Source organism: Leptospira fainei serovar Hurstbridge str. BUT 6, assembly GCF_000306235.2.
GTDB classification, from domain to species: Bacteria; Spirochaetota; Leptospiria; order Leptospirales; family Leptospiraceae; genus Leptospira_B; species Leptospira_B fainei.
On sequence record NZ_AKWZ02000010.1, the window covers coordinates 331,139 to 355,279 of the forward strand.

The following is a 24,141-nucleotide window of genomic DNA, read 5'->3' on the forward strand; positions in this document are numbered from 1 at the left end:
AATACATAACCTAAATATTATATTTTTTGCATTTACTCGAACTATGCCAATTTTATATCGGGTTTTCTACCGGTAATTCCTTCGGCGACTCTTTCCGAGAGAGCGGAAATTGTCATCGAAGGATTTGCCCCGATCGCTGTCGGAACCAAGCTCCCGTCAGCCACATATAAATTTTGATAATTAAAAACCTGCCCGAACAGTTTGGGATCGGCGGAGCAGACTCCTTCCTTGACAGAGTCGCCTAAAATGCATCCTCCAAGCGGATGTACGCTAACGTTATTTCGGATCGGCCAGGCCCAAGTCGGCATAGCGAATCTTGCCTCCCCTTTAGCATATTCGTAAAATTTCCTATTTGCATCCATGATGGAATCATACAGATGCATATTCTTTTTTTGCGGCCAAGATATTTGAAAATTCTTTTTGCGATCCAAATACATTCGACCGTCGGCGGAATCGATTCCCATGCAAAGCAAGACCAGCGATGAATATGATAAATTTCCTTTTAACGATTCTCCCAATAGAAATCCGATTTTACCGAATATTTTTCCGTCAAGTACCCTGCGGATCAACTGGCCCATTATAAAAAAAAGATATTTCAATCTAAAGAGTATCGGAATTGCCCCTTCGACAAAATAAGAAGCGAATACCGGATAGCTTGCATCTTCTAAAATGAACGCTTCTTTAGGATTATAATTCTTAAAAAGATTATAATCCGTATATTGAGTTATGACTGGTCCGTAATTCGGATCCGCAGGCTCTTTTCCTTTAGCAACAAAAGAGAGGAAGTCTCCATTACCTGAAAATTGGGTGCCGATTTTTTCCGAGATATCTGGTAAGGATTTAAAATCGGTTTTGCAACGAAGAAGCAATTCGGTTGTTCCTAGTGTACCGGCCGAAACTACTACTCTTTTTCCGTCTGCAAAAGATGAAACGGTTTGGGAACCGCTAACATTTAAAAAATAAACGCGATAACCGAATTCTCCATGCTTAGTTTCGTCCTCCTCGCCCTTCGGTCCTAGCGGTATGATCTTTGTGACTATATGTTCCGTTCTGATTTCGGCTAGATGTTTATGTCGAGCTACGAATAAATAATTCAAATCGAGCGTATTCTTCGAGTGGGTATTACAGCCTACGTCACATTCGGCACAATAAGTGCATGAAGTTTGAATCGCTCCGTATTTATTCTTCTCTTGCACGCCAATCGGCGTCGGGTTTTTGAAGTCGTTACCGAAAAAGACGTTTATGTCCGCCAGCTCTGAATTTCTCCCTTCGGACTTTGCAAAGCGTTGATAAAGTTCGGTGCGTACGATTTTTCTCCGCGGCGTATCCGCTTTCGGAATCGGTCTCGAACCTAATACGGACTTAACGATCTTATAATACGGTCTTAAATTGGATTTTTTGCATGATTTAGGCCAGCGATCGTCAAAAATATTATCCGGAGGTTCCAGGAAGACGTTCGCGTATATCAGGGAGCCGCCGCCTAATCCGGCGGAAAGAACCACGTCTAACTTTGGATAGTTTCGGATATCGAATAGACCGGTGGATCGCTCGTTACTTTTTGAATTCCGGAATTTGCGCTTCTCTTCCGGAATATTCCAAAAGTTTTTAGACATGTCGTGAGGGGATCGGGGAAACGAGCCCATCGGATACTCTTTTCCTCTCTCCAATACGAGAACCTTCTTTCCCGGCCATTTTTTAGAAAGCCTACACGCATTAATAGCACCACCAAAGCCCGTGCCGATTATTATGGCTTCGTAATTCTTCAAAGTAAACTCCTCTCCGAATGGCTAAAAGTTTACTTATTTGCTTTATTTGTCCCACAAAAGCAATAATTAATTGATTTAATTACAATATTTTAATAACTTCACACACGAGAAAGTATGAGCCAAATTCGTTATATAGTAGTTTCTGATGTTCATTTTGGAGCTTATAATAGCCTCCTCACTAATATTGAGGAGGTCCCCGGAGCTACACCGAGTAAACGATTTCCGGTTAACGCGTTAAAAACTTCTCCCGCTCTCAAAAATCTAATGGAGAGCTTAAAAAAGATCGTCACTTCAGTTAACAAAATCGGTAAACCCCCCCAGTTTATCCTGCTGGGGGACATTCTTGAATTGGCATTGGGAGGGATGAACGACGCTGCTATGACTTTCGAGCGTTTTTTAGAATGTGCGTATACGACTGCGAAACCGATTTTTTCCGACCAACTATTATATATTCCAGGTAATCACGATCACCATCTCTGGGAGACTGCGAGAGAAAAACAGTACGTAGATTACATTGCTGCCCTGAAACCCCGCGACCATATAGCGGACTCTTGGCATACCACTAAGATGGTCGAACCGGATTTCATTCTTTCAGACCTACTTACCGGGATATTACGACGGAATCCCCGTTTGAAACAAGCTAAAGCTCTGATCGCTTATCCGAATTACGAAATTCGAACAAAGAGCAGCGGCAAATCAATTATACTGAGCCACGGAAATTTCTTAGAAAACATCTATTCGTTGATGAGTTCCATCCAAAGAGTACTTCTCCCGGAGATGGATGCAGTTACGAAATCAAAAGCGCCGGCTACTTTCTGGGTAAAGCTCAAAAATAAATTCCCATTTCAAAGCAAACCCGAGCCGAACAAGCCGGAATCAATCTACGATCTTGAGCGTGAGAACTTCGCTTGGATCGATTTCTTTTGGTCCACATTGGGCAGATCCGGTAAAGTAGGCAAAGGAATCGGGTTAGTTTATGATATGCTACAGGATTCGAAAGCGGTCGGCAGATTATCGGCAAACGTATCGGAATATCTACTTCGAAACCTGAGTATACTTCCTTTTCTGAAATCACTCGTCCGACACGCGTTATCTTTTTTTCTTCAAAGAATCATCCTTAAAGTCGGACAAAGCGAACGTGGAATGTCGGACGAGGTACTCAGCCAAGAAGTAATACAAAACCTTGACGTATACTTGGATACGGTTCTTCCGTATCAGTGGGGACTCGAAACGAAACGCGAGTTCCCGAAAGAATATTCTTTTATCTTCGGACACACTCATAAACCGTTCGAATCTTATTCTCGAGATCTAGGTTTAGATAAACGATCAGCTCGAATTTACAATACCGGAGGCTGGGTAGTGGATACGATTAAGGAAATGCGTTCCCACGGCGGAGCAATTCTCTTAATCGACGAAGAAATGAATATCGTTTCATTTCATGCTTATAAGGAAAGCGATCTAAAACCTTCCTTTCATCGGTTAAAAGACGACGCGAATCCTTTATATGATTCCTTAATTCAAAAGGTCGATCTTTCTTCCGGCATTTTCAAAAAACTTTCCGAGTCCTTTCATAAAGAAATCGAATTACGCAGAAAGATGTTAAAGACCCGAGTGGACGAGTAAAAGACCCGAATAATTTCTTATTCGGTCATTCTTCGAACTTCGGCTCATATTCGAATTTCGTCGCAGTCAAGTCGCGAAGCTCACCCGTAAAGCCTCTCGTTGAGAAGGTTGAAATAAAGAATTCTCGATAGAAAATAGATTAGAAAAGCTGAAATTCCGGAAATTTAACGGAAACCTCTCGCTTCCCAAGAACTTTCAATGAAGAACCATAACGAACTGGAAGAATTAAAGTGAAAATCAGTCATGTAATCCCCCCTGTCGTCGAAATTTTTAAGGGGGCTTCCGTCTCGCCGACATCACTCCTTTTTCGAATCACAGACTCGTAATAGGATTCGTAATCGGGAAAATTCGTCCCCATGATTCTATCCCAAAAATTAAAATACAAGCTATAGTTCCCGTGAAATTTCTGATGATGCATATTATGGTGAGACGACGTGTTGATCCATTTTAAGATCCGATGGCCGGCCCAACCCTGTGGAAAAAGTTCGTATCCTAGATGCCACCAAATATTCATTATCATTGCGTAAAACGTATGAAATAAAACTACGTAATAGTATACGGGTAAAAAACAAATGATAGGAACGATATAAACTCCCTCTAAAAACGCCTCCGCCCAATGAAAATTATAAGCTGCTAAAGGAGAAGGGTTTACGGATTTATGATGAACGGAATGAACATACGGATAAATGGATTTTAAATGGACCAATCGGTGCATCCAATAAAACCAAGTTTCATGCCAAATCGTAATGACTACGTACGTAAAAATCGCGTAGAACCAGCCGCCATGCAATGAAAAATCATAATATACCTTTCTTTGGAGGTAGCCTAGTCGGGACAGCGTAAAGACCGTAACGGAGATGGCGCAAAACATGAACAGAGTCACCGCGGATTGCTTTATTTCGAAAATAAGGCGTTCTTTTTTGGGGAACGTCGATTGTATGCGAAAACGTTGAAAATAACCTTTCTTCCAAACCCAGAATATTAAGAAAGCTAGACCCGCAATAGGATAATAGCGAACAAAATTCATCATCAGCTGATAAAGCGCAAATCCTCCGACGCAATCCCAACTCAGTTCGCAAGTAAACCTCATCGCGAAACCCCCCTGTATTTACGCTTTTATCTTAAGATAAAATCGACATTTCGTCTTCTGAAAAATCTTTCCGGAAATGAAGAAAGAGCCCCCGATTATTTGGCGCTCAAACGAATTCTCGGAATTCATTCTGTATGATTCGCCCTGATCGAGCTTCTCAATCATAACGCTAGAACTTAGAATGCTTTTGAAATTTTGATCCGTATTGGACGGTTAACTTGGAAATAAAAAAAGGAGGCTTCTGCCTCCTTTCATTGATTGGGATTTCTCGAACAAGTCGAGAGACATGCATTTCACACCCGGAAAAAAATCCGGGCCGTCAGTACTAAGAAATTTCTTACCAGCGGTAGTGGCTGAACGCCTTGTTTGCGTCCGCCATTTTGCGGATATCTTCCTTCTTCTTGATAGCGGAACCTGTGCCTTTTTGGGCTTCGATGAATTCTGCCGCTAACTTATTTGCCATTCCCTTTTCGTTTCTGTCTCTGGAATAACGAATGAGCCAGCGAATTCCCAGAGCCAATCGACGCTCGGGGCGAACTTCGATAGGAACTTGGTAAGTAACACCACCCACGCGGCGTGATTTTACTTCCACCTGTGGTTTTACGTTTTCGAGAGCTTCTTTAAAAGTTACATACGGATCATTTCCGGTCTTCTTCTGAATCAACTCGAGTGCGTCGTAAAATAGTCTCTCTGCTACGGATTTCTTTCCGTCTACCATAAGACAGTTAATGAATTTTGCAATATGAGCGTCGCTGTAAACCGAATCAGGCTGAATTTTGCGGGGCTCGACTTTTCCTCTTCTTCTGGACATTCCCTATCTCCCGTTACGCCTTAGGTTTTTTCGTTCCGTATTTAGAACGGCTTTTGCGACGTTTGTCGATACCAAGTGTGTCTAAGGTACCGCGGATAATATGATAACGAACCCCTGGTAAGTCTTTGACCCTTCCACCACGGATCAGAACAACGTTGTGTTCTTGCAAGTTATGTCCCTCACCAGGAATGTAAGCGGTTACTTCGATTCCGGTTGTAAGACGCACCCTTGCGACTTTTCTCATAGCTGAGTTCGGTTTTTTAGGAGTGAACGTAGTCACCCTTGTGCAAACCCCCCTACGTTGGGGGCTACTCTTAAGAGCAGGAGATTTAGATTTGTTCTTCTGTTTCTTCCTGCCGTGGCGTATAAGTTGGCTAATTGTAGGCATGAATCCCTTCTATTTTTAGGCGGGTGACGACCCGATTTTACCAGATCGTCAGTACCCGCTCTATTGTAAATCTCTTTAGTTCTCCGTATCTTCCGGTATCACTGGGGGAATCTCTTCCTCTTCCACTTCTATCGGTTGATCCAGGTCTCCGTACGTTTCCTTGAATACCGCTACGTCGCGATACTTTCTCATTCCGGTTCCTGCAGGAATCATATGACCGATGATCACATTTTCCTTAAGTCCCGCTAAGTTGTCCGTCTTTCCTTTGATTGCAGCGTCCGTCAAAACTTTGGTTGTCTCTTGGAACGAAGCAGCAGAGAAGAAAGATTCGGTATTTAAGGATGCCTTGGTTAATCCGAGAAGAATCGGGACCGATTGTGCCGGAGAACCGCCTTCCGCTATGACTCGTCTATTTTCTTCAACGAACATAAAACGATCCACTTGCTGTTGGCTCACGAAAGATGTGTCCCCCGAATCCGTAATCAAAACCTTCCGCATCATCTGACGAACTACGACCTCGATATGCTTATCGTTGATATGCACCCCTTGGAGGCGGTAGACTTCCTGAACTTCCTGAACCAGATATACTTGAAGGGCCGTAACTCCCTTAACTCGAAGAATATCGTGCGGATCCAGATTCCCGTCATCCAGCTGATCGCCGCGTTTGACGAAGTCTCCGTGACGCACACGAAGTTGTTTTCCGATCGGAATCGTTACTTTGACTTTGTCCAAATCTTCGCTATCCGGAACGATATAGAGAACCCGTTTTTCTTTTACGATTTCTCCATTGTCTTCGATCTTACCGTCCATTTCCGCGAGAGTGGTTGCGTCTTTCGGACGACGAGCTTCGAAGAGTTCGTCCACGCGAGGCAGACCACCGGTAATATCCCGGGTTTTTTCCGCAACGGTAGGAATCTTGAACAGAATATCTCCCGCCTTAACCTTATCTCCGTTTTGCACCGAAAGAATCGCATCCACGGGGACGAGATATTCTTCCCGGGTTCCTCCGGAAGAAACGACAACGCGTGGAACTAGTTTATCCCTACGTTGCTCGATAACTTTATAATTTACGTTAGAAGTTTTAACGTCCTCGTCTCGGCGTACGTTCTTACCTACTTCCAGATCCACCCATTGAGCGGTTCCTTCTATCTCGGTGACTCCGATTTCGTTATACGGGTCGAACTCCGCTAGAGCTTGGTTTGCTTCCGTTATATCGGTGGACTTAACATTCAAAGTCGTTCCGGTCTTCACTGGGACGACTGCTTCTTCTCCGAGAATTCTAAATAAACCGTTCTCGATTTTTATCGTTCCCGGTGCGTCCGAAGTAACATTCTCTCCGGAAGCGAGAGTCGCAACGAGCTCTCCCTTATCCACTTTTTGTCCGTCTTCCACTCTTAGGTTGGTCAGATCGGAAGCCTTGAATTGTTGGATCAATCTTTGTACCACGATGGATCCGCGGCGAGTAAAGATAATTCCTCGATCCAGCGTAGATAAAGTCCGTCCGTTGATCGCATTTACGATCGCGCGGTACCCGACTTTATGCTCCTTCTCTTGGACCTTAGCGGAAGCCGCTCCACCAATGTGGAAGGTCCGCATGGTAAGCTGGGTTCCCGGCTGACCGATAGATTGAGCGGCGATGGTTCCGACTGCCTCTCCGATTTCTGCCGGAGTCAAACGAGCCATGTCCATACCGTAACATTTGATGCAGATTCCCCATCGAGCTTCGCAAGTTAGAGGAGAGCGAACCTTGATTTTTTCATAACCTAGGTTCTCCAGCTTCTGACCGACTTCTCTCGTAATCAGGGTGCTTTTCGGATATACGATGTCCTCGGAGACGGGATCGACGATATTCTCGGCGGTGTAGCGGCCGAAGACGCGATCGCTGAGAGAAACGATAACGTTTTCTCCTTCCTTTACCGTTCCTAACGTGATGCATTCTTCGGTTTGACAATCGTCTTCTGCGACAATCACGTCTTGGGAAATATCCACTAAGCGGCGAGTGAGGTAACCTGCATCGGCGGTTTTCAGAGCCGTATCCGCAAGTCCCTTACGGGCACCGTGAGTGGAAATGAAGAATTCGAGAACGCTCAATCCTTCTCGGAAGTTGGAACGAATTGCGAGCTCGATGATTTCTCCGGAAGGTTTCGCCATCAATCCGCGCATTCCGGCCAACTGACGGATCTGCTGTTTAGATCCGCGGGCTCCCGATGCCGCCATGATGAATACCGGATTATATCCGCCTTTGTCTTTCTCCAACTCTTTGAACATGGAATCGGTGATGAGGTCGTTGGTTTTAGTCCAGATCTCGATCACTTTTTTCTTACGCTCTTCGTTGGTGATGATACCTTTGCGGTATTCACCGTCTGCGCGCTCGACTTCCTTATTGGCATCGCCGACCAGAGTAACTTTACCCGGAGATACGCGAATGTCTTCGATGGAAATCGTCGGGCTGAAAATAGTAGCGTAACGATATCCTAATTTCTTAATATCGTCGAGCATAAGAACCGTCTGCGCCGGTCCGTATTTCTCGTACACTTCGGCGATAATTCTGTTCGTTTCCTTATCGGAAAGAGCACGGTTTACGTACGGATATCCTTCGGGAAGAACCGTATTGAAGATCAATCTTCCCGGAGTAGTCTCCAGGATCTTTCCTTGGTGAAGAACCGATATTTTCGTTCTATATTCGATCACTCCTCGATCGATAGCGTAAGTCACCTCTTCCAAGTTGGCAAACGACTTGAGAGGAACTCCCGCTTCCGAAGGAAGCTCCGAAGTTAGATAATAAATTCCTAATACGATATCCTGAGTAGGTCCGCAGATCGGGTGTCCGTTAGCGGGGTTTAGGATATTGTGAGGGGAAAGCATAAGCATCCACACTTCCAACTGAGCTTTCGGCGTCAGCGGAACGTGAATTGCCATTTGGTCTCCGTCAAAGTCCGCGTTGAACGCGTGACAGACGAGAGGATGCAATTTGATCGCTTTTCCTTCCACTAAGATCGGTAAGAAAGCCTGGATTCCGAGACGGTGAAGAGTCGGAGCACGGTTCAACATGACCGGATGCTCTTTTACGACGGTTTCGAGAACGTCGAAAACTTCCTTCTCTTCGGCTTCGACTTTCTTCTTAGCCGACTTGATGTTAGGGGCTAAGTCGAGATCCACGAGTCGTTTCATAATGAAAGGCTTGAAGAGCTCGAGAGCCATTTTCTTAGGAAGACCCATTTCATGGTATTTCAATTCCGGACCGACTACGATTACGGAACGACCGGAATAATCCACGCGTTTACCGAGTAAGTTTTGGCGGAAACGTCCTTGCTTTCCTTTCAGCATATCCGAAATGGATTTTAAAGGACGATTTCCTTTTCCTTTTACGGTGCGCTTACGGCGGCTATTATCGAAGAGTGCATCCACCGCTTCTTGCAGCATCCGCTTCTCGTTACGAACGATGATTTCCGGAGCTTTCAAAGCAAGAAGACGTTTTAGACGGTTATTCCTGTTGATTACGCGACGATAAAGGTCATTCAAGTCGGAAGTCGCAAAGCGTCCTCCTTCTAACTGAACCATCGGGCGAAGTTCCGGAGGAATGACCGGAACAACGTCCAATACCATCCACTCAGGACGATTACCGGAATCCCGGAAAGCTTCCAATACTTCGAGGCGTTTAAGAATTCTCTTATCGGAGATTTTTTCTTTCTCTTGGATTTTTTGACGGATGATACGCGCTTCCGCATCTACATCGATACGAGAGAGAAGTTCTTTAATCGCATCGGCGCCGATTCCGGCTACGAATTTGTCGCCGTATTCGTCCAAATACGCGTGATATTCTTCCTCGTCGATGAGTTCCCCGCGATTTCTACCGGTATCCGCCGGATCGATGATCACATACTTTTCGAAGTATAGTACGCTCTTGAGCTGGTTGATGGTCATATCCAGCAAGAGTCCCATACGAGAAGGAACCGAACGATAGTACCAAATATGCGAAACGGGAGCTGCGAGCTCGATATGGCCCATGCGTTCGCGACGAACTTTGGAGTGAGTTACCTCGACTCCGCATTTGTCGCAAACCACGCCTTTATATCGAATGGATTTGAACTTACCGCAATAGCATTCCCAATCCTTGGTGGTTCCGAAAATCTTTTCGCAAAAAAGTCCGTCTCTTTCCGGCTTCAGAGTACGATAGTTGATGGTTTCCGGTTTTTTAACTTCGCCGTAGGACCATTCTTTGATCCGTTCGGGAGAAGCCAGTCTGATTGTAATTGATTCGAAGTCGTTATTGGATCTCATGCTAACCTTCCCTTAGGCGTTCTCGATGGTCTCGAATTTAATCTTCTTTTTGCTCTTGGAATATTCGTCTTCGTAATCCGAGATATCCACGGTGTTTCCCTCGGAGTCGGTGATGACGATGTCCAGAGCAAGTCCCCTGAGTTCCTGTACCAATACGTTGAATGATTCCGGAATTCCCGGTTTGATGGAATGGATTCCTTTTACGATCGCCTCGTAAATTCTCGCCCTTCCCAACATATCGTCGGATTTAATGGTGAGGAGTTCCTGCAAAGTATGGGATGCGCCATATGCTTCCAGCGCCCACACTTCCATTTCTCCCAAACGCTGTCCCCCGAACTGAGCCTTACCGCCCAAAGGTTGTTGAGTAACCAAAGAGTAGGGTCCGGTCGAGCGAGCGTGAATCTTGTCGTCAACGAGGTGAGCGAGTTTCAACATATAAATGTATCCGCAGAACACTTCGTTCATGAACGGCAGTCCGGTCCGTCCGTCGTACAATCTAAATTTAGAACTGAGAGGAAGATTCGCTTCCTTACAATATTTTTCCACATCGGCTTCGGTCGCTCCGTCGAATACCGGAGTCTCAAAGTTGATTCCAAGACGGCTTGCAGCCAATCCGAGCTGAGTTTCGAAAATCTGACCCAAATTCATCCGAGAAGGAACACCTAATGGATTCAATACGATATCCATCGGAGTACCATCTTCCATGTAAGGCATGTCTTCCTCTGCCATGATCCGAGCTACGACGCCTTTGTTTCCGTGGCGCCCGGCCATCTTGTCTCCGACTAGAAGCTTACGCTTACGAGCGACGAAAACCTTGACCATCTCTTCCACGCCCGCAGGCAATTCGTCGCCTTTCTCACGGGAGAAGCGCTTAATATCGATTACGGTTCCTTCGAACCCGTTCGGCATACGAAGAGAGGAATCCCTGACTTCTTTCGCTTTTTCGCCGAAAATGGAATGGAGAAGTTTGTATTCCGGAGTCAGATCGGTTTCTCCTTTCGGAGTCACCATCCCGACCAGAATATCTCCCGGTTTCACTTCCGCACCGATACGAATCACACCTGTTTCATCCAGGTCGCGGAACGCTTTGTCCGAGAGATTCGGAATATCTCGAGTGATCTGCTCTTGTCCCAATTTGGTTTCCCGAGCTTGGATCTCGAATTCCTCGATATGAATAGAAGAGAAAATATCGTCTTTCACGACTTTCTCGGAAATGAGGATCGCATCCTCGAAATTATACCCTTCCCAAGGCATAAACGCTACGAGCACGTTCCGTCCTAAAGCAAGAGTTCCGTTATCGACTGCAGGTCCGTCCGCAAGAACGGTTCCTTTTTGCAGAATGTTTCCGAGCTCATCCATTCTCTCGCCAAAGACGACTTGTCCCGCAAGAGTGGTTCCTCTGCGAACCTCTTCTCCGTTGGAAACGATCGGATGATACTGTTTAGAACCCGAAGCCAGATTATATTCTTTTATGCTTCCGTTATCCGCAGTGACTTCGATTTTTTCCTTGGTCACCTTACTGACTTTCCCGTCGATCTCCGAGTGAATCACTCCGACGACGGGAGTTTGATTGAAGCAAGTGCCTTGGTTGGTTTTCTTAAATTTCGTTAAGTCGTACGTATCGGATTCTTTTCCGCCCTTTTGCTCGACGATGACTTTTTCGGCGTCTACGTATTTCACGTATCCGTCTTGTTTTGCGATCACGCAAATTCTGGAGTCGTATGCGGCACGGCTCTCCATTCCCGTTCCCACATAGGGAGCTTCTTGGCGGAGTAGAGGCACCGCCTGGCGTTGCATGTTGGAACCCATCAATGCTCGGTTCGCGTCGTCATGTTCCAAGAAAGGAATTAATGCGGTCGAAACGGAAACAACTTGCATCGGAGCCAAATCCATATACTGGATTTCGTTCGGGTTCCGGAAAGGGAAGTCGGAACGGTGACGAGTAGAAATGAGTTTGCTCTTAAACTCTCCTTTCTCGTCCACTGCCGAAGAAGACTGAGCTATATAATGATATTCTTCTTTATCCGCAGTCAGGTATTCGATTTGATTCGCGACCTTTCCGTTTTTAACGACCCGATAAGGAGTCTCCAAGAAGCCATAGTCGTTTACGCGAGCGTAAGAAGACATGGACAGAATAAGTCCGATGTTCGGACCTTCAGGAGTTTCGATCGGGCACATACGACCGTAGTGGCTGTAGTGAACGTCGCGCACTTCGAATCCGGCTCTGTCTCGAGACAAACCGCCGGGACCAAGCGCGTTAAGACGACGTTTGTGAGTCAATTCGGCCAGCGGATTGGTTTGATCCATGAACTGAGACAATTGGCTGGAACCGAAGAACTCATTGATAACTGCCGTGATCGGTTTGATGGAAATCAGAAGTTGCGGAGTTTGAGTCCCGACTTCTTGAACCGTCATTCTCTCTTTGATCACTCGTTCAACGCGAGTAAAACCGACTTTCAATTGATTGGAGATTAACTCTCCTACCGATCTAATACGACGGTTTCCTAAGTGGTCGATATCGTCCGGATAATAGTTCTCGGTTTCGGAGATCAGATTCAGCAAATAACGAACGGTTTCAATGATATCGGCCGGGCGAAGTACTCTTTCTTTTGCGCTAGTAAATTCTTTCGGATTATTGAATTCGAATTTGCTATTGATCTTATAACGACCGACGTCGCCCAAATCGAAAGTTTTATGGGAGAAGAAGAGGCGATTCAGCTCCGTTTCGGCGTTTTCAATGGTGGAAGGTTCGCCTTGTCTCATGATTCCGTGGAATTTCAGAACAGCGTCCTCGTAATCGTTGACACCGTCTTTTTCCAAACAGTTTACAAGAACGGGGTTATCCTTATCACGAGGGAACTCGACTAATTCGACGTCTTTTACCTTCATCTCTTTCAAGATGGAGATATTATCTTCGTTGATCTTGGAACCGGCTTCGAGCATGACCTCTCCGGTTTCCATGTTGATAACGTCCGCAATCACGCGACGACCGATTAGACGTTTTAGCTCGCGGGAACTCCCACCTGCGAGTTTTGCTTTGGAAGCTTTGTAAAAAAGACGAAGAATTTCCTCGTTCGTTCCGTGCCCTAACGACTTAATCAGAAGAGTGGCCGGGAATTTTTTCTTTCTGTCGATTTTGGCGACAAGAATTCCCTTATTGTCCATCTCGAATTCAAGCCAGGATCCGCGATAAGGAATGACGCGAGCGGAATACGTGTCTCTTTCCGCATCGTAGGAAAAGAAAATCCCGGGAGAACGGTGAAGCTGGCTCACGACAACGCGCTCCGCTCCGTTTATGATAAAGGTTCCTTGCTCGGTCATCACGGGAAGATCACCCATGTAAACGACCTGCTCGCGAATCTCGCCCGTTTCTTTGATGATAAGACGAATAACCGCTTTTAACGGAAGTGCAAACGTCGCATCTGTATCTTTGCATTCTTGCGGTGATTTCTTAGGATCGCCAAGGACATAGTGACTGTATTCCATCACCATGTCGTTATTCGGACTTTCGATCGGGAAAGTTTCGCGGAAAACCGCTTCTAACCCTTGGTTTTTTCTCTTGGTAGGATCTTTAACTTCGGATTGAAGAAACCAGTCGAAGGACTTCTTCTGAATCTGAATCAAGTTGGAAAGGTAATCCAGATTGGTTATCTTACCGAAATTTACCCGTTTTCTCTCTACTTGACCGTACATCGGATACCCCCTAATGGATAATGAAAAATCATAATATATGTGAATAAAAGCAATAAAGCAAGGAGGTCCATTGGGCCTCCTTGCCTAAGTGAAAGGATTGTAATCTGGTATCTAGGAGACTAGCCCCGAACAGATTAGACAGCCTTGAGTTCGATTTGAGCGCCAACCGCTTCTAGTTTCTTTTTCAGGTCGTCGGCTTCCGCTTTCGCAACGCCTTCCTTCACTGCTTTTCCGCCAGCTTCTACTAAATCTTTAGCTTCTTTTAAGCCAAGACCAGTGATCTCACGAACTACCTTAATAACTTCGATTTTCTTATCTCCGAAGCCTTTCAGGACGACATTGAAAGATGCCGGCTCTTCAGCTGCTGCAGCGGGTGCTGCTCCGCCGCCTGCTGCGGCAACTGCTACTGGAGCAGCTGCGGAAATTCCGAACTTCTCCTCCATCTTTTTGACGAGGTCGGCTGCCTCGACCAGGGTCAGCTTGCCGATTTGCTCTAATAACGCTTCAGTGGTAGACATTGGGTGCTCCTTTGATTCCGTATGGTCCTTTGTACTAAATGGGTTCTACTGGTTGTTCTTCTCTGCGGTTGCTTGAATAGCTCGCGCGAGACTTGCGATGATCTGGTTGATTCCCGAAGCGATACTCCGGGCCGGACCGTTGATTCCGCCTGCGATCTGAGCAAGAAGTTGTTCTCTGCTCGGAAGACCTGCGATTGCTTCTACGCCTTCCGCATCCAAAACCGATCCGTCCAAATAACCTGCCTTTACGATCAGGTTCTTATTGGTTTTAGCAAATTCCTTTAGAACTTTTGCTACGGTGGGTAGATTCGCGTCGGCGAAAATTGCCGCTAAGGGACCTTGGTATTCGGGCCCAAAGGCAATGTTTTTATCCTTATGCTTTCCTGATTCCTTGAGCGCGAGGAGGAAAAGGTTGTTTTTGACTACCTTTAGTTCCGAGCCCTCTTTGCGGAGTTTCGCCCGGAGACCGGTGATTTCCTCCACGGTAAGGCCGCTGTAGCTGGCTAGGATAAAGTCGCTACTTGCCTCAAGTTTGCCCTTCAATAGGGCGACTGCTTCGTGTTTTTCCTGGCTGGGCATCTGATTCTTCTCCCTGTCTTCGAGCCTTAAACGGCCGAGTTGACCAGTTCCTTAACGTCGACCTTAATCCCTGCGCCCATCGTAGGAGAGACTGCAAAGGTTTTCAGGTAATCGCCCTTCGCGTCCGAGGGTTTGTCTCGAAGAAGGGTTTGAACTACGGTACGAATATTTTCTACAAGCTTCGCTTGATCAAAGCTAACTTTGCCCACTCCTAGATGAACGACACCGCCTTTATCAGGACGATATTCGATCCTTCCCGACTTGAGCTCACCGACCGCTTTTGCAACGTCGTTAGTGACCGTTCCTGCTTTCGGCTTAGGCATTAAACCTTTACGTCCTAAAATAGGACCGAGCTTTCCGACATCCTTCATCATGTCAGGAGTCGCAACGCAAGCATCAAAATCCGTCCAGCCGCCGGCAACCTTTTCGATCAGGTCGGCATCGCCTACGAATTCTGCTCCTGCAGCCTTAGCTTCGTTTTGCTTGTCTCCCTTACAGAAAACTAATACGCGAACCAGTTTTCCTGTTCCATGAGGAAGGGAAATCGTTCCGCGAATATTCTGAAGTGACTTATAATTGACTTTAGTGGCGATTTCTATGGTTCCATCGAACTTTGTGTAAGAAGAAGCTTTCGCTAATTCTACCGCTTTCTCGATCGGATACACCTTGGTGCTGTCGATATTCTCTTTTACAGCACGATATTTTTTTCCGCGCTTCATCGTTTTATCCTTCTACCGTGACGCCCATAGAACGGCAAGTTCCCGCGATAATTTGAACCGCAGCGTCCAAATCATTGGCGTTGAGGTCCTCCATCTTGGTCTTTGCAATCTCTTCGAGCTGCTTACGAGTAATCTTCCCGACCTTAACGGTATGAGGAGTAGCGGAACCGGTTTCCAGACCGATCGCCTTCTTTACGAGAAGAGCTGCCGGTGGAGACTTGGTAATGAACGTGAAACTCCGATCGGAGAATACGGTGATAACAACGGGAAGCTTGAGGCCGATTTGTGCCTTAGTTCTTTCGTTGAATTGCTTGCAGAACTCCATAATGTTCAAACCGGCCTGACCGAGAGCGGGACCTACTGGAGGTGCCGGATTGGCCTTGCCTGCTTCCACTTGAAGCTTAATCTGCTTTACGACTTTTTTTGCTGCCATTGGCGAAACACCTTACTTGTTTCTCCCGGTTCCCCACCGGTCAGGGTTCGGTTTTGACCTGTAGATAATCTAATTCCACAGGGGTGGATCTTCCGAAAATCTCCACCTTCACTCTGAGCCTTCCCTTATCCGGGAAGATCTCATCTACGACTCCAGTAAAGTTGGCAAACGGTCCGTCGATAATCTTGAGACTATCGCCAACTTTGAACAGCAACCGCGGCGCGGCCGGTTCTTCGGATTTCAACTCTCCGGATTCAGCAAAGAGATTCTTTACTTCGTCTACGGAAAGAGGTTCCGGTCCCCCATCTTTGGATCCTACAAAAGTAGAAACGGATGGAAGGCTTTGGATCATGAAACGTAGATCATCGTCCATGTCCATTTCAATAAGAACGTAACCCGGCATTAGTTTCTTTTTAGAAACCTTCTTCTTGCCGTTCTTCATTTCGGCGACGTCCATGGTAGGAATACGAATTTGCGGAATCTTTTCCTCCAGCTTACGCTGTTGAACAAGTTTCTCCAAATTCTTCTGCACCTTATTCTCGTGACCGGAGTAAGTCTGCAGCGCGTACCATTTCAATTCACCCATGATGATTCCCTCTGCCGCCTCTCGATTCCTATGACTTACAGGTTCCAAAATCCGGTAAGAAGCCGAACAAAGGCCATGTCCGAAAGGAAAAGAAATGTAGAGAAGAAAAGAACCGTGGCTAACACGACAAACGTAGATTGCACTACTTCTTGGCGGTTTGGCCATTGAACTTTTTTCAGTTCTTCGCGGCATTCTTGTATAAAAACGTTTAACTTCACTCGTTTCCTTCCTGTGCTATGGCTGCCCTCGAAGAGCCGGTTCCATGCAGGCCCGGAGAGAATCGAACTCCCACCAAGGACTTTGGAGATCCTAGTTCTACCATTAAACTACAGGCCTATAAAATCGTAAAACTAGCCCTCTACCAGGCTTGAACTGGTGACCCCTTCCTTACCATGGAAGTGCTCTACCGCTGAGCTAAGAGGGCATGTTTTGCTATCCGCTCCCAGGTAGGGAAGCTAGAAATACACAGTATTTTTGCCCAGGGTCCCCGGTCAAGGTTTTAGCGCATGTATTCCGAAGAGTTTGGCACTATTTATGCTAGGAGTCGCAAAACTAACCAATATCATGCATTAGAATTCTATATTATGTCTCTTAGTTGCGGGAGGGGCCCCGCCCTTCGTGGGTGGGGGCTGGAGCGCAGCGGCGGTACCCGCCCCTATCTCACAAAATCGAAACCATCGCAAGCGTTTTATCCTCAGCAAAAATCGTGGGAGCTCCCGCACAAATCTCCCAAAAAATCTTCATCTGCTGGCGAAGGCGTAAACGCAGGACAACTGTGGCAAGCGGCTATTAGCGGGAATGAGCGCCTGTGCTGATGACTTCACCTTCCACTACGCCACAACTTCTCATGATAGGCACTGTGGGAAAAGGAAGGAATAACATGAAAACGGTCCAAGGAGGAAAGAAATCGATCCCATCTATATATACGACTGCGTTCTTTAATTTTACTGATTTGTGCTCATCGAAATCGGGATCCGCAATGAGATCGTTCCACGTGGACGGGAAGGGACGATTATACCAAAACAGAACGATGAACGAATACATGCATTTCCGAAATTTAATCTTGTTCGGCTGTGCGGCTTGCTCCTCTTCCGTTTTCGATTGGCCGTTCGGGTCGATTTGAATTCTTCGAATGTATCCTTTCTCGTATAGACAGGCTTGCAAAAGGATACCGATTAGAAAAATGACTACAAATCGACTCATTTCTTCTTTCTTTCCGGAGTATATTCGATTTTCCAACAGCCATCGACATGTTCGAAATGTACGTCTAGAAAGGCGATAATTTTAGGATCTTTTTCCATTTCCTTCTTAAGAGCCTCTCTAAGAACATCCGTTTTTGCACCGTGAATTCCCACTTGAAACGCATTCAAGAAAGCTTTATCACATAATTCGGTTTTAATTCGTTCGTTCGAAGCTACCGTATGCGTAGCGGAATATTCCGATCCGATTGTAAGTTCGTCGAACTGTCCTAACACTTTCCTGCCATAACAATTGGTCAGTAATAAGAGGGTGGTAAAATAAGCGAGGCAGTGCGCGTGAATACGATTCGAACTCATCTTTATAGCAGAAAGTTCCACTCTTCCCCAAAGAAGTCAAGAGTCATTCTTTCATTCGGATATAAGTCCGATGTATGCATAGAAGATAAGAATTTCATAAATGCCTTTGGAGAGAACGGAAATCTCCCGCAATGAAAATGAAATGAATATTTAAAATAAGAGTTCGAAAGAATTTTCTAAAAAATTCACTTAATAACTCATTTAATAAGCGAAATATAAGCGAGAGGATTCGGAGTTGTTGTGATTCATTTTAGAAAGCGGGGACATGCTTACATTTCGCCGGAATCAAGCCGGCTCCCGTAAAATTTAAGATGAAAATTTATCGAGCTTACTTAAAATCTCGTCCAAGTAACTTGCTTGGATTTCCTGAATTTCCAGCAGTTTCCTGTTTTGATGCGCGATTAGATAATCGATCTTTTCGTGCAAAAGCTTAATTTCCAACTCGGCTTTTAGGTTGATTTTATAATCATGTTCGCTGCGAATTCTATCCTTTTGCTCCTGACGATTCTGACTCATCATGATAATCGGAGCTTGAATCGCGGCAACACAAGAAAGCAATAAATTCAGAAGTATAAACGGATAAACGTCGAACGGATGGAAGAAAATGTTGCCTACATTGATCGATATCCAAATTAAGATGAATGTAAAAAACGAAAAAATAAATGTCCAGCTTCCGCCGAATTCCGCCAGTCTATCGGAAATTTTTTCCGCGAAAGTAAGTTGATGTTCCATTTCCGGTTCGATATTTTCGGAGAGAATCTCATTCTTTTCAATGGAATCAAGAACCTCTTTCTCCAATCGATCCAATTCGCTGGATTCTTCGTTTATCAAATGACTTAGATATTTTTTTTGGTATTCCTTTACCTTGGGGATCGAGATGAACGAGTCCGGAGTCAATTCCGGATACTCTAGCTTCATCTTTTGGTAGATCAGCCTTGGAATCGTACTCGCCCTATAGCAATTTTCCGAATCCGCCTCCTCCTTTGTAATCGAACAAACGACCTTATCCATCTTACCCCTCGCTTTCTAAAGATTGGCGATAGTCGTTAGGAAAAGCAATCCGTTTCGGAAGGCTTGGCGAAATCAATCCTCTTCTTGCCCGATCCTCGTTCGTGAAAACTTAGGAGGTTACGACCGCATCAAAGCCGAGCTAGGGTAGAATTCGGAAAATTTAGAGATTCCAACATATCTTTTTAATACACGGTAAAGCCTTAAAAGGAAAATCATTCGATATTTCCGATACGGAGAATCGAAAACCCTCGATTCTCCGACTTATCGATCCTGACTTCTGATTTAATGAGAGAAGGTAAAAGAATACTGGATAAAACTAAAATGAGTTCGGAATAATCGCTCGATTTTTGCCTTCGGGAATCAAGAACGGATGAATTGCCCAAGATGAATCCTGCCGTAATACCTGAAAGCCGTCGGAAGATAGAATCCCTTCGGTAACGAATTTCGCGTACAATCTATTTATCTTTTCCCCATCCGATAAAAATCGATCCGGTCGCCCATCTCCGTTCGTGTCCAATTCCATGCGAGCCATCGGATAAATCCAAAGATCCACACCCGGCTTATCGTCGGTATCCGATTCGATCCTTGCAATAATCCCTGAGATCGACTGCGGTGTCGCAAGCCAGTTGAAATAAACGGTCGTTTCAAATTTTCCGTCCCCATTCAGATCCTGAATTTCCGCAATTTTGAAATTATTGGGCCCGTAATACGTTTTAATATCTACCGGTCTTCCGGGTTTTGTCGCCAGCTCTCTGTACAGGACGTTTACATTTTTCGGGTTTGCCGGATCGCCGGAGACCCATTGCCAGGTATCGGCCTTACCGGACCGACGTTCATCAATCTCGATGAACACGATCTTTCCCGTATTCTTAAATTGATAGGAATGAACATTAGGATCTGCCCCTTTCGCGGCAGAATAATCGGCCGTCTCGAACGAGCTCGAACAAGAAATAAGCAAGAAGGAACTGCAGCAGAAAGGAAAAAACAGGAATATTTGCCTCAAAAAAGACACACAAAAAGCTGAAGCCATTTTGACACCTGGCGTGTTTTAATTTTTACTAAAATGATATAAATAAGCTAAATAATTGATCTTAAAGATAGAAAAATCGGCAATTCTGGGAGCGAAAAAAGAAGAATCGTTGTTTTTTTAGCAAAAATATTCTTTGCAAGTTTCGCTCCCAAGAAATTAAGTATCATTTTGATACAATATTTAGTTTTTACTCTTCATTTTAACTAAATTTCATAAAAATTGCTTTTCATTATTTTTGTCAAATTGAATATTATTAATAATATTATATATCAAAAGGATAATTTTTATGGACGTGGAAAAAAACATTCTGAAGATTGCCCTTAAAATCCAAGTTATGGAGATCATCTTCACCATGAAAAAAGTAATATTGACCGGAATCGCAATAATTTGCCTTTCTAGTTTCACCAATTGTACACAAAAGAAAAAAAGTAATGATGACGCTGCGATCATTGCATTATTAGCTCTAACGTCGGGGAACTGCGCGCAGACCCAAAAGGTAGCGACGAATAGTTACTTCGCGTCCCTATCCCCCGTCCCATCGAGCTCATGTAACCAAGCAACTTTGTTCGGTTCCGATCCGAATTCAACGCTTACGATCGGGAAAGCGCAATTAACGGCAGTGCTTAATATTGCTCAAGGTCTGAGCGGATGTACAAATACGGCCACTGCTATTCAAAATCAGATCAACTCGGCTGCACCCCTAAGCCAAAGCGCTTGGACGGCATTCACCGCCCCTCTCCAATGGACTCCGATAACAAGCATGGTAGCGGAAGGAAGCGCCTCCATTTCTAAAACATGGCCCTCGTTGACTGCCGCGCAAACCGGTGCAATAGGCTCGGCGAGTGTCGCTCAATACCAAAATTTTCAATATGAAAGTACAGTATCGACTTTTGCAGCAATGGCTAGCGAAGCCTCCTGTACATCCGCCGTTCTTGCAAAAATAAACGCGGACTTTCCAACCAGCCAGTTTCTTTGGAGCAACGTTACACCGACAGCAGCGGCTCCTACTCTAATAACGATCACTTGTAGCTACGGTAGTTCCCGTAATATTGCATTCGGCCAGTGTGCTACTCTAAATAACGCTTATTAATATAAGCATTTTAATCGCTGCTTTGCCGGGAATCATCCGTATAAAATTCCCGGTAATTTTTAAGCGCTATGTTTTCTTAAACTTCATTAGTTCCTTGACTCCTAAATAAAACACAAAGCCTTTCTTTGTTTTAAACCAAATCTTCAAGAGGTGACACAAAAGGTATTCGAGTTTCGGATAACTTTATTTATCAAAATTTCGATAATTCTCGTAAATTCGCCCTCGATCCATTTAAGAATAATCAAATCGAAATCGACGATCGAGCGAAATTTTACCGCTGATTTCAAGCATATCAATCCCGCCTCTGGTCCTCCCAATGATATTTTTTCGTCTTGCCTACGCTCCCGTAGAGTTACTCTTTTATTCTGTTCCTAATAATAGTTAATGATTTTATAAAATATATCTAAAAATAGATCCCAGGCCATTAGGATCGCAGGAACTAAAATTCCGAAAAATTTTCCGAATTGGGTGAATGGATCTAAACATAATATAAATATGAACCGATCAGATATTTTACTTGATCTAAATATACTATTTTAGAATATTTTATGGAAAGGTATTTGCATGTTTTTAAAGGAGATTCGTCATTTCTATGAGTGGAAAGATTTACTTTACACTCCGGAACATTTCGTTCAAGGCTTTCCTGCCTTTGAATTAGCCAGAGAATGGCAGGAAGCGGAAGGAATTCCCGAGGGAGTTTCCAATCAATTATCCCAATTAAGGGAATTATCCGGTTTGAAATTTATGTTCGGGATTCCCCAGTATAAAATTTCAATGCCTCCCCTTTCACAACGATCGCAAGCGGATTTATTGGCATTTTGTAAAAACCGGGCTGGACTCTGGATTTTAGCGGTGGATGGCAAGGAATCTCTAGGTCCTAAAATTTCCGACTGGTTGGAAGAATCTCCGGTCAGATCCCAAAAACTTTCGGCTTTAATTTCAGTTTTGGGAATTGGACAGGAACGTACTCTTTCATTACGTTACCAATTATTGCGAAGACTTTATTCCCTGGTTACCGTAATGGACGACTTTTCAACACCACGAGGTATTTTTCTCGTCCAAAGTTTTGGCAAAAATCCGGGAATCCGAGATGATTTTAATCAATTATTGGAAGCTTTCGATATCGAACCAAATGAGGATTTCATTCCGGAACCCTCGATTATAGGAGGACGAAGTATCTATTTCGTATTGCACAATTCTTCGGAAATATAATTTGGATAAGACTTCGTCCACACCGCAGATAAATTACGGTATCGATCTAGGGGTTATACCGGATCCGTTAAAACTCGCGCGTAGAAATCTAAATGCCTCTACCGTGTCCGTTTCTTCTTCTTTACGGACGCGGCCTTTAAAGGCTTCCTGCTTTGACTTTTCAACCTTCCGGATGAGGAAGGATAAAAGAAAAATTCCACAGGTTTTCCTAAAAACCTACTTAGTTCCAACAACTCCAAGACATCTACTCGCCTTTGACAGGATTCGATCTTGGAAACCAAGGATTGCTTTATGCCGAGCGCTTGAGCTACATCCTCTTGAGTCAGTTCTGCCGAAATGCGTGCTTGTCGCACTTTATCTATGATCCGGCGATATTCGTCGCTATATATAGTCTTACTCAAAGTATTCCAATTTTACTTCTATTTTCTTTATATACCAAATCAGAATAGGGCCAGATTCGTTGATAAACGAAAAGAACAAAAGTAGGTCCGATTGACAAATATCTTGTTTTCAAACCGTAAAATGAATTTACGCGGGCAGGAAATTTTATTTTGCGTGCGAAATTTTTGAAGATCGAAGAAGTTCGTCGACTTCGAAAAGATAGGATACCAAATTAAGTTTCTTTAGTCGGAAAGAATCGGGAGGCGGACTAGATCGGCAAACAGGGCTATTTCTTTTTCGGAACGGCGGCTTTCAGGGTTCTTTTTTTGGGGCGATCAGTCTCTTCAAACCGGAAAAAGAAATCCACAGGTTTCCCGTATAATTTGGCGAACGTCCAAAATTCGATTACATCGATTCTCCGATCGCCCGATTCGATTTTAGATATATAAGATTGAGGCTCGCCGAGCGCGTCGGCAACTTCGACTTGCGTGTATCCGGCTTCCTTCCTGGCCCTCTTTAAAAGCTTCTGGAAAGAACGATATTCCTCGGTATAAATTGTTTTTGCCAAAACAAGAATATTCTACTTTCCAAACCGGTATATACCAAATCAGGATATGGTGATTCCGAAATCCTGCTTGTTGCCGAAATAGATCCGTTTTTTCTACGGTCATGTCTCAAACTTTTTCCATCGGTATGCTCCTTTTCCCAGGTTTGACTCATCTGGATCTTACGGGGCCCCACGAAATATTTTCTAGAATGCCGAATACGAAAATTTCTCTCGTTGCCGAAGCTATGGCTCCTGTTTTGGCCGAACGGGGGCTGGCCTTCTTACCGGACTATCCCCTTCACGATTCGCCGAAATTCGATCTGCTTTTTGTTCCGGGTGGAACCGGTGTGAATGCCGTTATGGAAAATGAGGAAATTCTTTCCTGGCTAAAAAACCGGGCAAAGACTGCGAAGTACGTAACCTCGGTTTGTACAGGTTCTCTTGCGCTCGCATCTGCGGGTTTGCTGGACGGTTATTCCGCTACCACTCACTGGCTTTCGCTGGATGTCTTGCGGCTTTTCCCCCGAATTAACGTCAAGGAAGATAGAATCGTACGGGACGGAAATCGAATTACCGGCGGCGGAGTGACTGCCGGAATCGACTTTGCCTTAAGTGTCGCCGGCGATCTACACGGAGCGAATATCGCGCAAGAAATTCAATTGATGCTCGAGTATGACCCTAATCCTCCTTTTTTTGCGGGCCATCCGAGATCCGCGCCTAAAGAGATTGTGAATTCGGTTGAATCGAGTCGAAGAGAAGCTCAAATCAAGCGAAAGGAAATTGCGCTTCGTGCAATTGATCGGCTCAAATCCGAAAAGTAAAACGGG

22 protein-coding genes and 2 tRNA genes are annotated in these 24,141 nt (G+C 44.8%); 4 read left to right on the forward strand and 20 right to left on the reverse strand.

The annotated features are described in order from the left end of the window. Positions 1-41: 41 nt before the first annotated feature. Entirely contained in the window at positions 42-1,766 is a 1,725-nt protein-coding gene (locus tag LEP1GSC058_RS10660; protein ID WP_016550843.1) for a GMC oxidoreductase, read from the reverse strand. Between the two features lie 114 nt (positions 1,767-1,880). Between LEP1GSC058_RS10660 and LEP1GSC058_RS10665 the strand changes: the two genes are divergently transcribed. Beyond that, entirely contained in the window at positions 1,881-3,389 is a 1,509-nt protein-coding gene (locus tag LEP1GSC058_RS10665; RefSeq protein ID WP_016549633.1) for a metallophosphoesterase, read from the forward strand. Between the two features lie 241 nt (positions 3,390-3,630). Here the strand turns inward: LEP1GSC058_RS10665 and LEP1GSC058_RS10670 are convergent, their stop codons facing one another. From LEP1GSC058_RS10670 to lsa25.6, 17 genes are all read right to left on the reverse strand, one after another. After that, complete coding sequence (locus LEP1GSC058_RS10670) at positions 3,631-4,479, reverse strand: sterol desaturase family protein (RefSeq protein WP_016549483.1); 849 nt, start codon at positions 4,477-4,479, stop codon at positions 3,631-3,633. A 337-nt stretch (positions 4,480-4,816) separates the two neighbouring features. Further along, on the reverse strand, positions 4,817-5,290 hold the full coding sequence (gene rpsG / locus LEP1GSC058_RS10675) for a 30S ribosomal protein S7 (protein ID WP_010570855.1): 474 nt from the start codon (positions 5,288-5,290) through the stop codon (positions 4,817-4,819). 13 nt (positions 5,291-5,303) lie between these two features. After that, entirely contained in the window at positions 5,304-5,678 is a 375-nt protein-coding gene (gene rpsL, locus LEP1GSC058_RS10680; RefSeq protein ID WP_010414637.1) for a 30S ribosomal protein S12, read from the reverse strand. A gap of 75 nt (positions 5,679-5,753) precedes the next feature. Beyond that, positions 5,754-9,959: a DNA-directed RNA polymerase subunit beta' gene (rpoC, locus tag LEP1GSC058_RS10685; protein WP_016550868.1), complete on the reverse strand. Its 4,206-nt coding sequence runs from the start codon at positions 9,957-9,959 to the stop codon at positions 5,754-5,756. A 12-nt stretch (positions 9,960-9,971) separates the two neighbouring features. Beyond that, positions 9,972-13,652, reverse strand: a complete 3,681-nt coding sequence (gene rpoB, locus LEP1GSC058_RS10690; RefSeq protein WP_016549627.1) for a DNA-directed RNA polymerase subunit beta — start codon at positions 13,650-13,652, stop codon at positions 9,972-9,974. Positions 13,653-13,786: 134 nt separating this feature from the next. Further along, entirely contained in the window at positions 13,787-14,170 is a 384-nt protein-coding gene (rplL, locus tag LEP1GSC058_RS10695; RefSeq protein ID WP_010414644.1) for a 50S ribosomal protein L7/L12, read from the reverse strand. Positions 14,171-14,215: 45 nt separating this feature from the next. Beyond that, positions 14,216-14,749, reverse strand: a complete 534-nt coding sequence (gene rplJ / locus LEP1GSC058_RS10700; protein ID WP_016549355.1) for a 50S ribosomal protein L10 — start codon at positions 14,747-14,749, stop codon at positions 14,216-14,218. A gap of 26 nt (positions 14,750-14,775) precedes the next feature. Then, on the reverse strand, positions 14,776-15,468 hold the full coding sequence (rplA, locus tag LEP1GSC058_RS10705) for a 50S ribosomal protein L1 (RefSeq protein ID WP_016550437.1): 693 nt from the start codon (positions 15,466-15,468) through the stop codon (positions 14,776-14,778). Positions 15,469-15,472: 4 nt separating this feature from the next. Further along, positions 15,473-15,901 (reverse strand): 50S ribosomal protein L11, encoded by a 429-nt coding sequence (rplK, locus tag LEP1GSC058_RS10710; protein WP_016549555.1) that lies wholly within the window; start codon positions 15,899-15,901, stop codon positions 15,473-15,475. Between the two features lie 40 nt (positions 15,902-15,941). Then, positions 15,942-16,487, reverse strand: a complete 546-nt coding sequence (gene nusG, locus LEP1GSC058_RS10715) for a transcription termination/antitermination protein NusG (RefSeq protein ID WP_010414653.1) — start codon at positions 16,485-16,487, stop codon at positions 15,942-15,944. A gap of 35 nt (positions 16,488-16,522) precedes the next feature. Then, complete coding sequence (gene secE, locus LEP1GSC058_RS19980) at positions 16,523-16,705, reverse strand: preprotein translocase subunit SecE (RefSeq protein ID WP_010414655.1); 183 nt, start codon at positions 16,703-16,705, stop codon at positions 16,523-16,525. Positions 16,706-16,752: 47 nt separating this feature from the next. Next, positions 16,753-16,823, reverse strand: a tRNA-Trp gene (locus LEP1GSC058_RS10720). 16 nt (positions 16,824-16,839) lie between these two features. Continuing rightward, a tRNA-Thr gene (locus LEP1GSC058_RS10725) sits at positions 16,840-16,911 on the reverse strand. 365 nt (positions 16,912-17,276) lie between these two features. Then, positions 17,277-17,690 carry a hypothetical protein gene (locus tag LEP1GSC058_RS10730; RefSeq protein ID WP_016549341.1) on the reverse strand — a complete coding sequence of 138 codons (414 nt, stop codon included), beginning with the start codon at positions 17,688-17,690 and terminating at the stop codon, positions 17,277-17,279. Next, positions 17,687-18,043, reverse strand: coding sequence for a hypothetical protein (locus LEP1GSC058_RS10735; protein WP_039948294.1), 357 nt, complete (start codon positions 18,041-18,043; stop codon positions 17,687-17,689). The genes LEP1GSC058_RS10730 and LEP1GSC058_RS10735 overlap by 4 nt, the downstream gene beginning before the upstream one ends. A gap of 306 nt (positions 18,044-18,349) precedes the next feature. After that, the gene (locus LEP1GSC058_RS10740; RefSeq protein WP_016549873.1) at positions 18,350-19,054 is read right to left on the reverse strand and encodes a DUF1003 domain-containing protein; all 705 of its coding nucleotides are present in this window, start codon (positions 19,052-19,054) and stop codon (positions 18,350-18,352) included. Between the two features lie 316 nt (positions 19,055-19,370). Beyond that, the gene (gene lsa25.6, locus LEP1GSC058_RS10745; RefSeq protein WP_016550272.1) at positions 19,371-20,084 is read right to left on the reverse strand and encodes an Lsa25.6 family adhesin; all 714 of its coding nucleotides are present in this window, start codon (positions 20,082-20,084) and stop codon (positions 19,371-19,373) included. Between the two features lie 286 nt (positions 20,085-20,370). On the opposite strand from lsa25.6, the gene LEP1GSC058_RS10750 reads away from it, so the two are divergent. Together LEP1GSC058_RS10750 and LEP1GSC058_RS10755 are read left to right on the forward strand one after the other, a co-directional pair. Beyond that, positions 20,371-21,174, forward strand: a complete 804-nt coding sequence (locus LEP1GSC058_RS10750; protein ID WP_016550442.1) for a hypothetical protein — start codon at positions 20,371-20,373, stop codon at positions 21,172-21,174. A 564-nt stretch (positions 21,175-21,738) separates the two neighbouring features. Next, positions 21,739-22,386: a DUF6946 family protein gene (locus LEP1GSC058_RS10755; protein WP_016550619.1), complete on the forward strand. Its 648-nt coding sequence runs from the start codon at positions 21,739-21,741 to the stop codon at positions 22,384-22,386. A gap of 98 nt (positions 22,387-22,484) precedes the next feature. On the opposite strand, the gene LEP1GSC058_RS10760 is transcribed toward LEP1GSC058_RS10755, so the two are convergent. Together LEP1GSC058_RS10760 and LEP1GSC058_RS10765 are read right to left on the reverse strand one after the other, a co-directional pair. Then, positions 22,485-22,787, reverse strand: coding sequence for a helix-turn-helix transcriptional regulator (locus LEP1GSC058_RS10760; RefSeq protein WP_039948295.1), 303 nt, complete (start codon positions 22,785-22,787; stop codon positions 22,485-22,487). A gap of 266 nt (positions 22,788-23,053) precedes the next feature. Next, complete coding sequence (locus LEP1GSC058_RS10765) at positions 23,054-23,335, reverse strand: helix-turn-helix domain-containing protein (RefSeq protein WP_016550833.1); 282 nt, start codon at positions 23,333-23,335, stop codon at positions 23,054-23,056. A 101-nt stretch (positions 23,336-23,436) separates the two neighbouring features. Between LEP1GSC058_RS10765 and LEP1GSC058_RS10770 the strand changes: the two genes are divergently transcribed. Then, positions 23,437-24,135, forward strand: coding sequence for a DJ-1/PfpI family protein (locus LEP1GSC058_RS10770; protein ID WP_039948296.1), 699 nt, complete (start codon positions 23,437-23,439; stop codon positions 24,133-24,135). Positions 24,136-24,141: the final 6 nt, after the last annotated feature.

What these genes read in the sequence shown, in the direction of transcription:
- LEP1GSC058_RS10665 (WP_016549633.1), top strand. Translation starts at nt 1,881, where the DNA reads ATGAGCCAAATTCGTTATATAGTAGTTTCTGATGTTCATTTTGGAGCT.
- LEP1GSC058_RS10670 (WP_016549483.1), bottom strand. Translation starts at nt 4,479, where the DNA reads ATGAGGTTTACTTGCGAACTGAGTTGGGATTGCGTCGGAGGATTTGCG.
- rpsG (WP_010570855.1), bottom strand. Translation starts at nt 5,290, where the DNA reads ATGTCCAGAAGAAGAGGAAAAGTCGAGCCCCGCAAAATTCAGCCTGAT.
- rpsL (WP_010414637.1), bottom strand. Translation starts at nt 5,678, where the DNA reads ATGCCTACAATTAGCCAACTTATACGCCACGGCAGGAAGAAACAGAAG.
- rpoC (WP_016550868.1), bottom strand. Translation starts at nt 9,959, where the DNA reads ATGAGATCCAATAACGACTTCGAATCAATTACAATCAGACTGGCTTCT.
- rpoB (WP_016549627.1), bottom strand. Translation starts at nt 13,652, where the DNA reads ATGTACGGTCAAGTAGAGAGAAAACGGGTAAATTTCGGTAAGATAACC.
- rplL (WP_010414644.1), bottom strand. Translation starts at nt 14,170, where the DNA reads ATGTCTACCACTGAAGCGTTATTAGAGCAAATCGGCAAGCTGACCCTG.
- rplJ (WP_016549355.1), bottom strand. Translation starts at nt 14,749, where the DNA reads ATGCCCAGCCAGGAAAAACACGAAGCAGTCGCCCTATTGAAGGGCAAA.
- rplA (WP_016550437.1), bottom strand. Translation starts at nt 15,468, where the DNA reads ATGAAGCGCGGAAAAAAATATCGTGCTGTAAAAGAGAATATCGACAGC.
- rplK (WP_016549555.1), bottom strand. Translation starts at nt 15,901, where the DNA reads ATGGCAGCAAAAAAAGTCGTAAAGCAGATTAAGCTTCAAGTGGAAGCA.
- nusG (WP_010414653.1), bottom strand. Translation starts at nt 16,487, where the DNA reads ATGGGTGAATTGAAATGGTACGCGCTGCAGACTTACTCCGGTCACGAG.
- LEP1GSC058_RS10730 (WP_016549341.1), bottom strand. Translation starts at nt 17,690, where the DNA reads ATGAGTCGATTTGTAGTCATTTTTCTAATCGGTATCCTTTTGCAAGCC.
- LEP1GSC058_RS10735 (WP_039948294.1), bottom strand. Translation starts at nt 18,043, where the DNA reads ATGAGTTCGAATCGTATTCACGCGCACTGCCTCGCTTATTTTACCACC.
- LEP1GSC058_RS10740 (WP_016549873.1), bottom strand. Translation starts at nt 19,054, where the DNA reads ATGGATAAGGTCGTTTGTTCGATTACAAAGGAGGAGGCGGATTCGGAA.
- lsa25.6 (WP_016550272.1), bottom strand. Translation starts at nt 20,084, where the DNA reads ATGGCTTCAGCTTTTTGTGTGTCTTTTTTGAGGCAAATATTCCTGTTT.
- LEP1GSC058_RS10750 (WP_016550442.1), top strand. Translation starts at nt 20,371, where the DNA reads ATGGACGTGGAAAAAAACATTCTGAAGATTGCCCTTAAAATCCAAGTT.
- LEP1GSC058_RS10755 (WP_016550619.1), top strand. Translation starts at nt 21,739, where the DNA reads ATGTTTTTAAAGGAGATTCGTCATTTCTATGAGTGGAAAGATTTACTT.
- LEP1GSC058_RS10770 (WP_039948296.1), top strand. Translation starts at nt 23,437, where the DNA reads ATGTCTCAAACTTTTTCCATCGGTATGCTCCTTTTCCCAGGTTTGACT.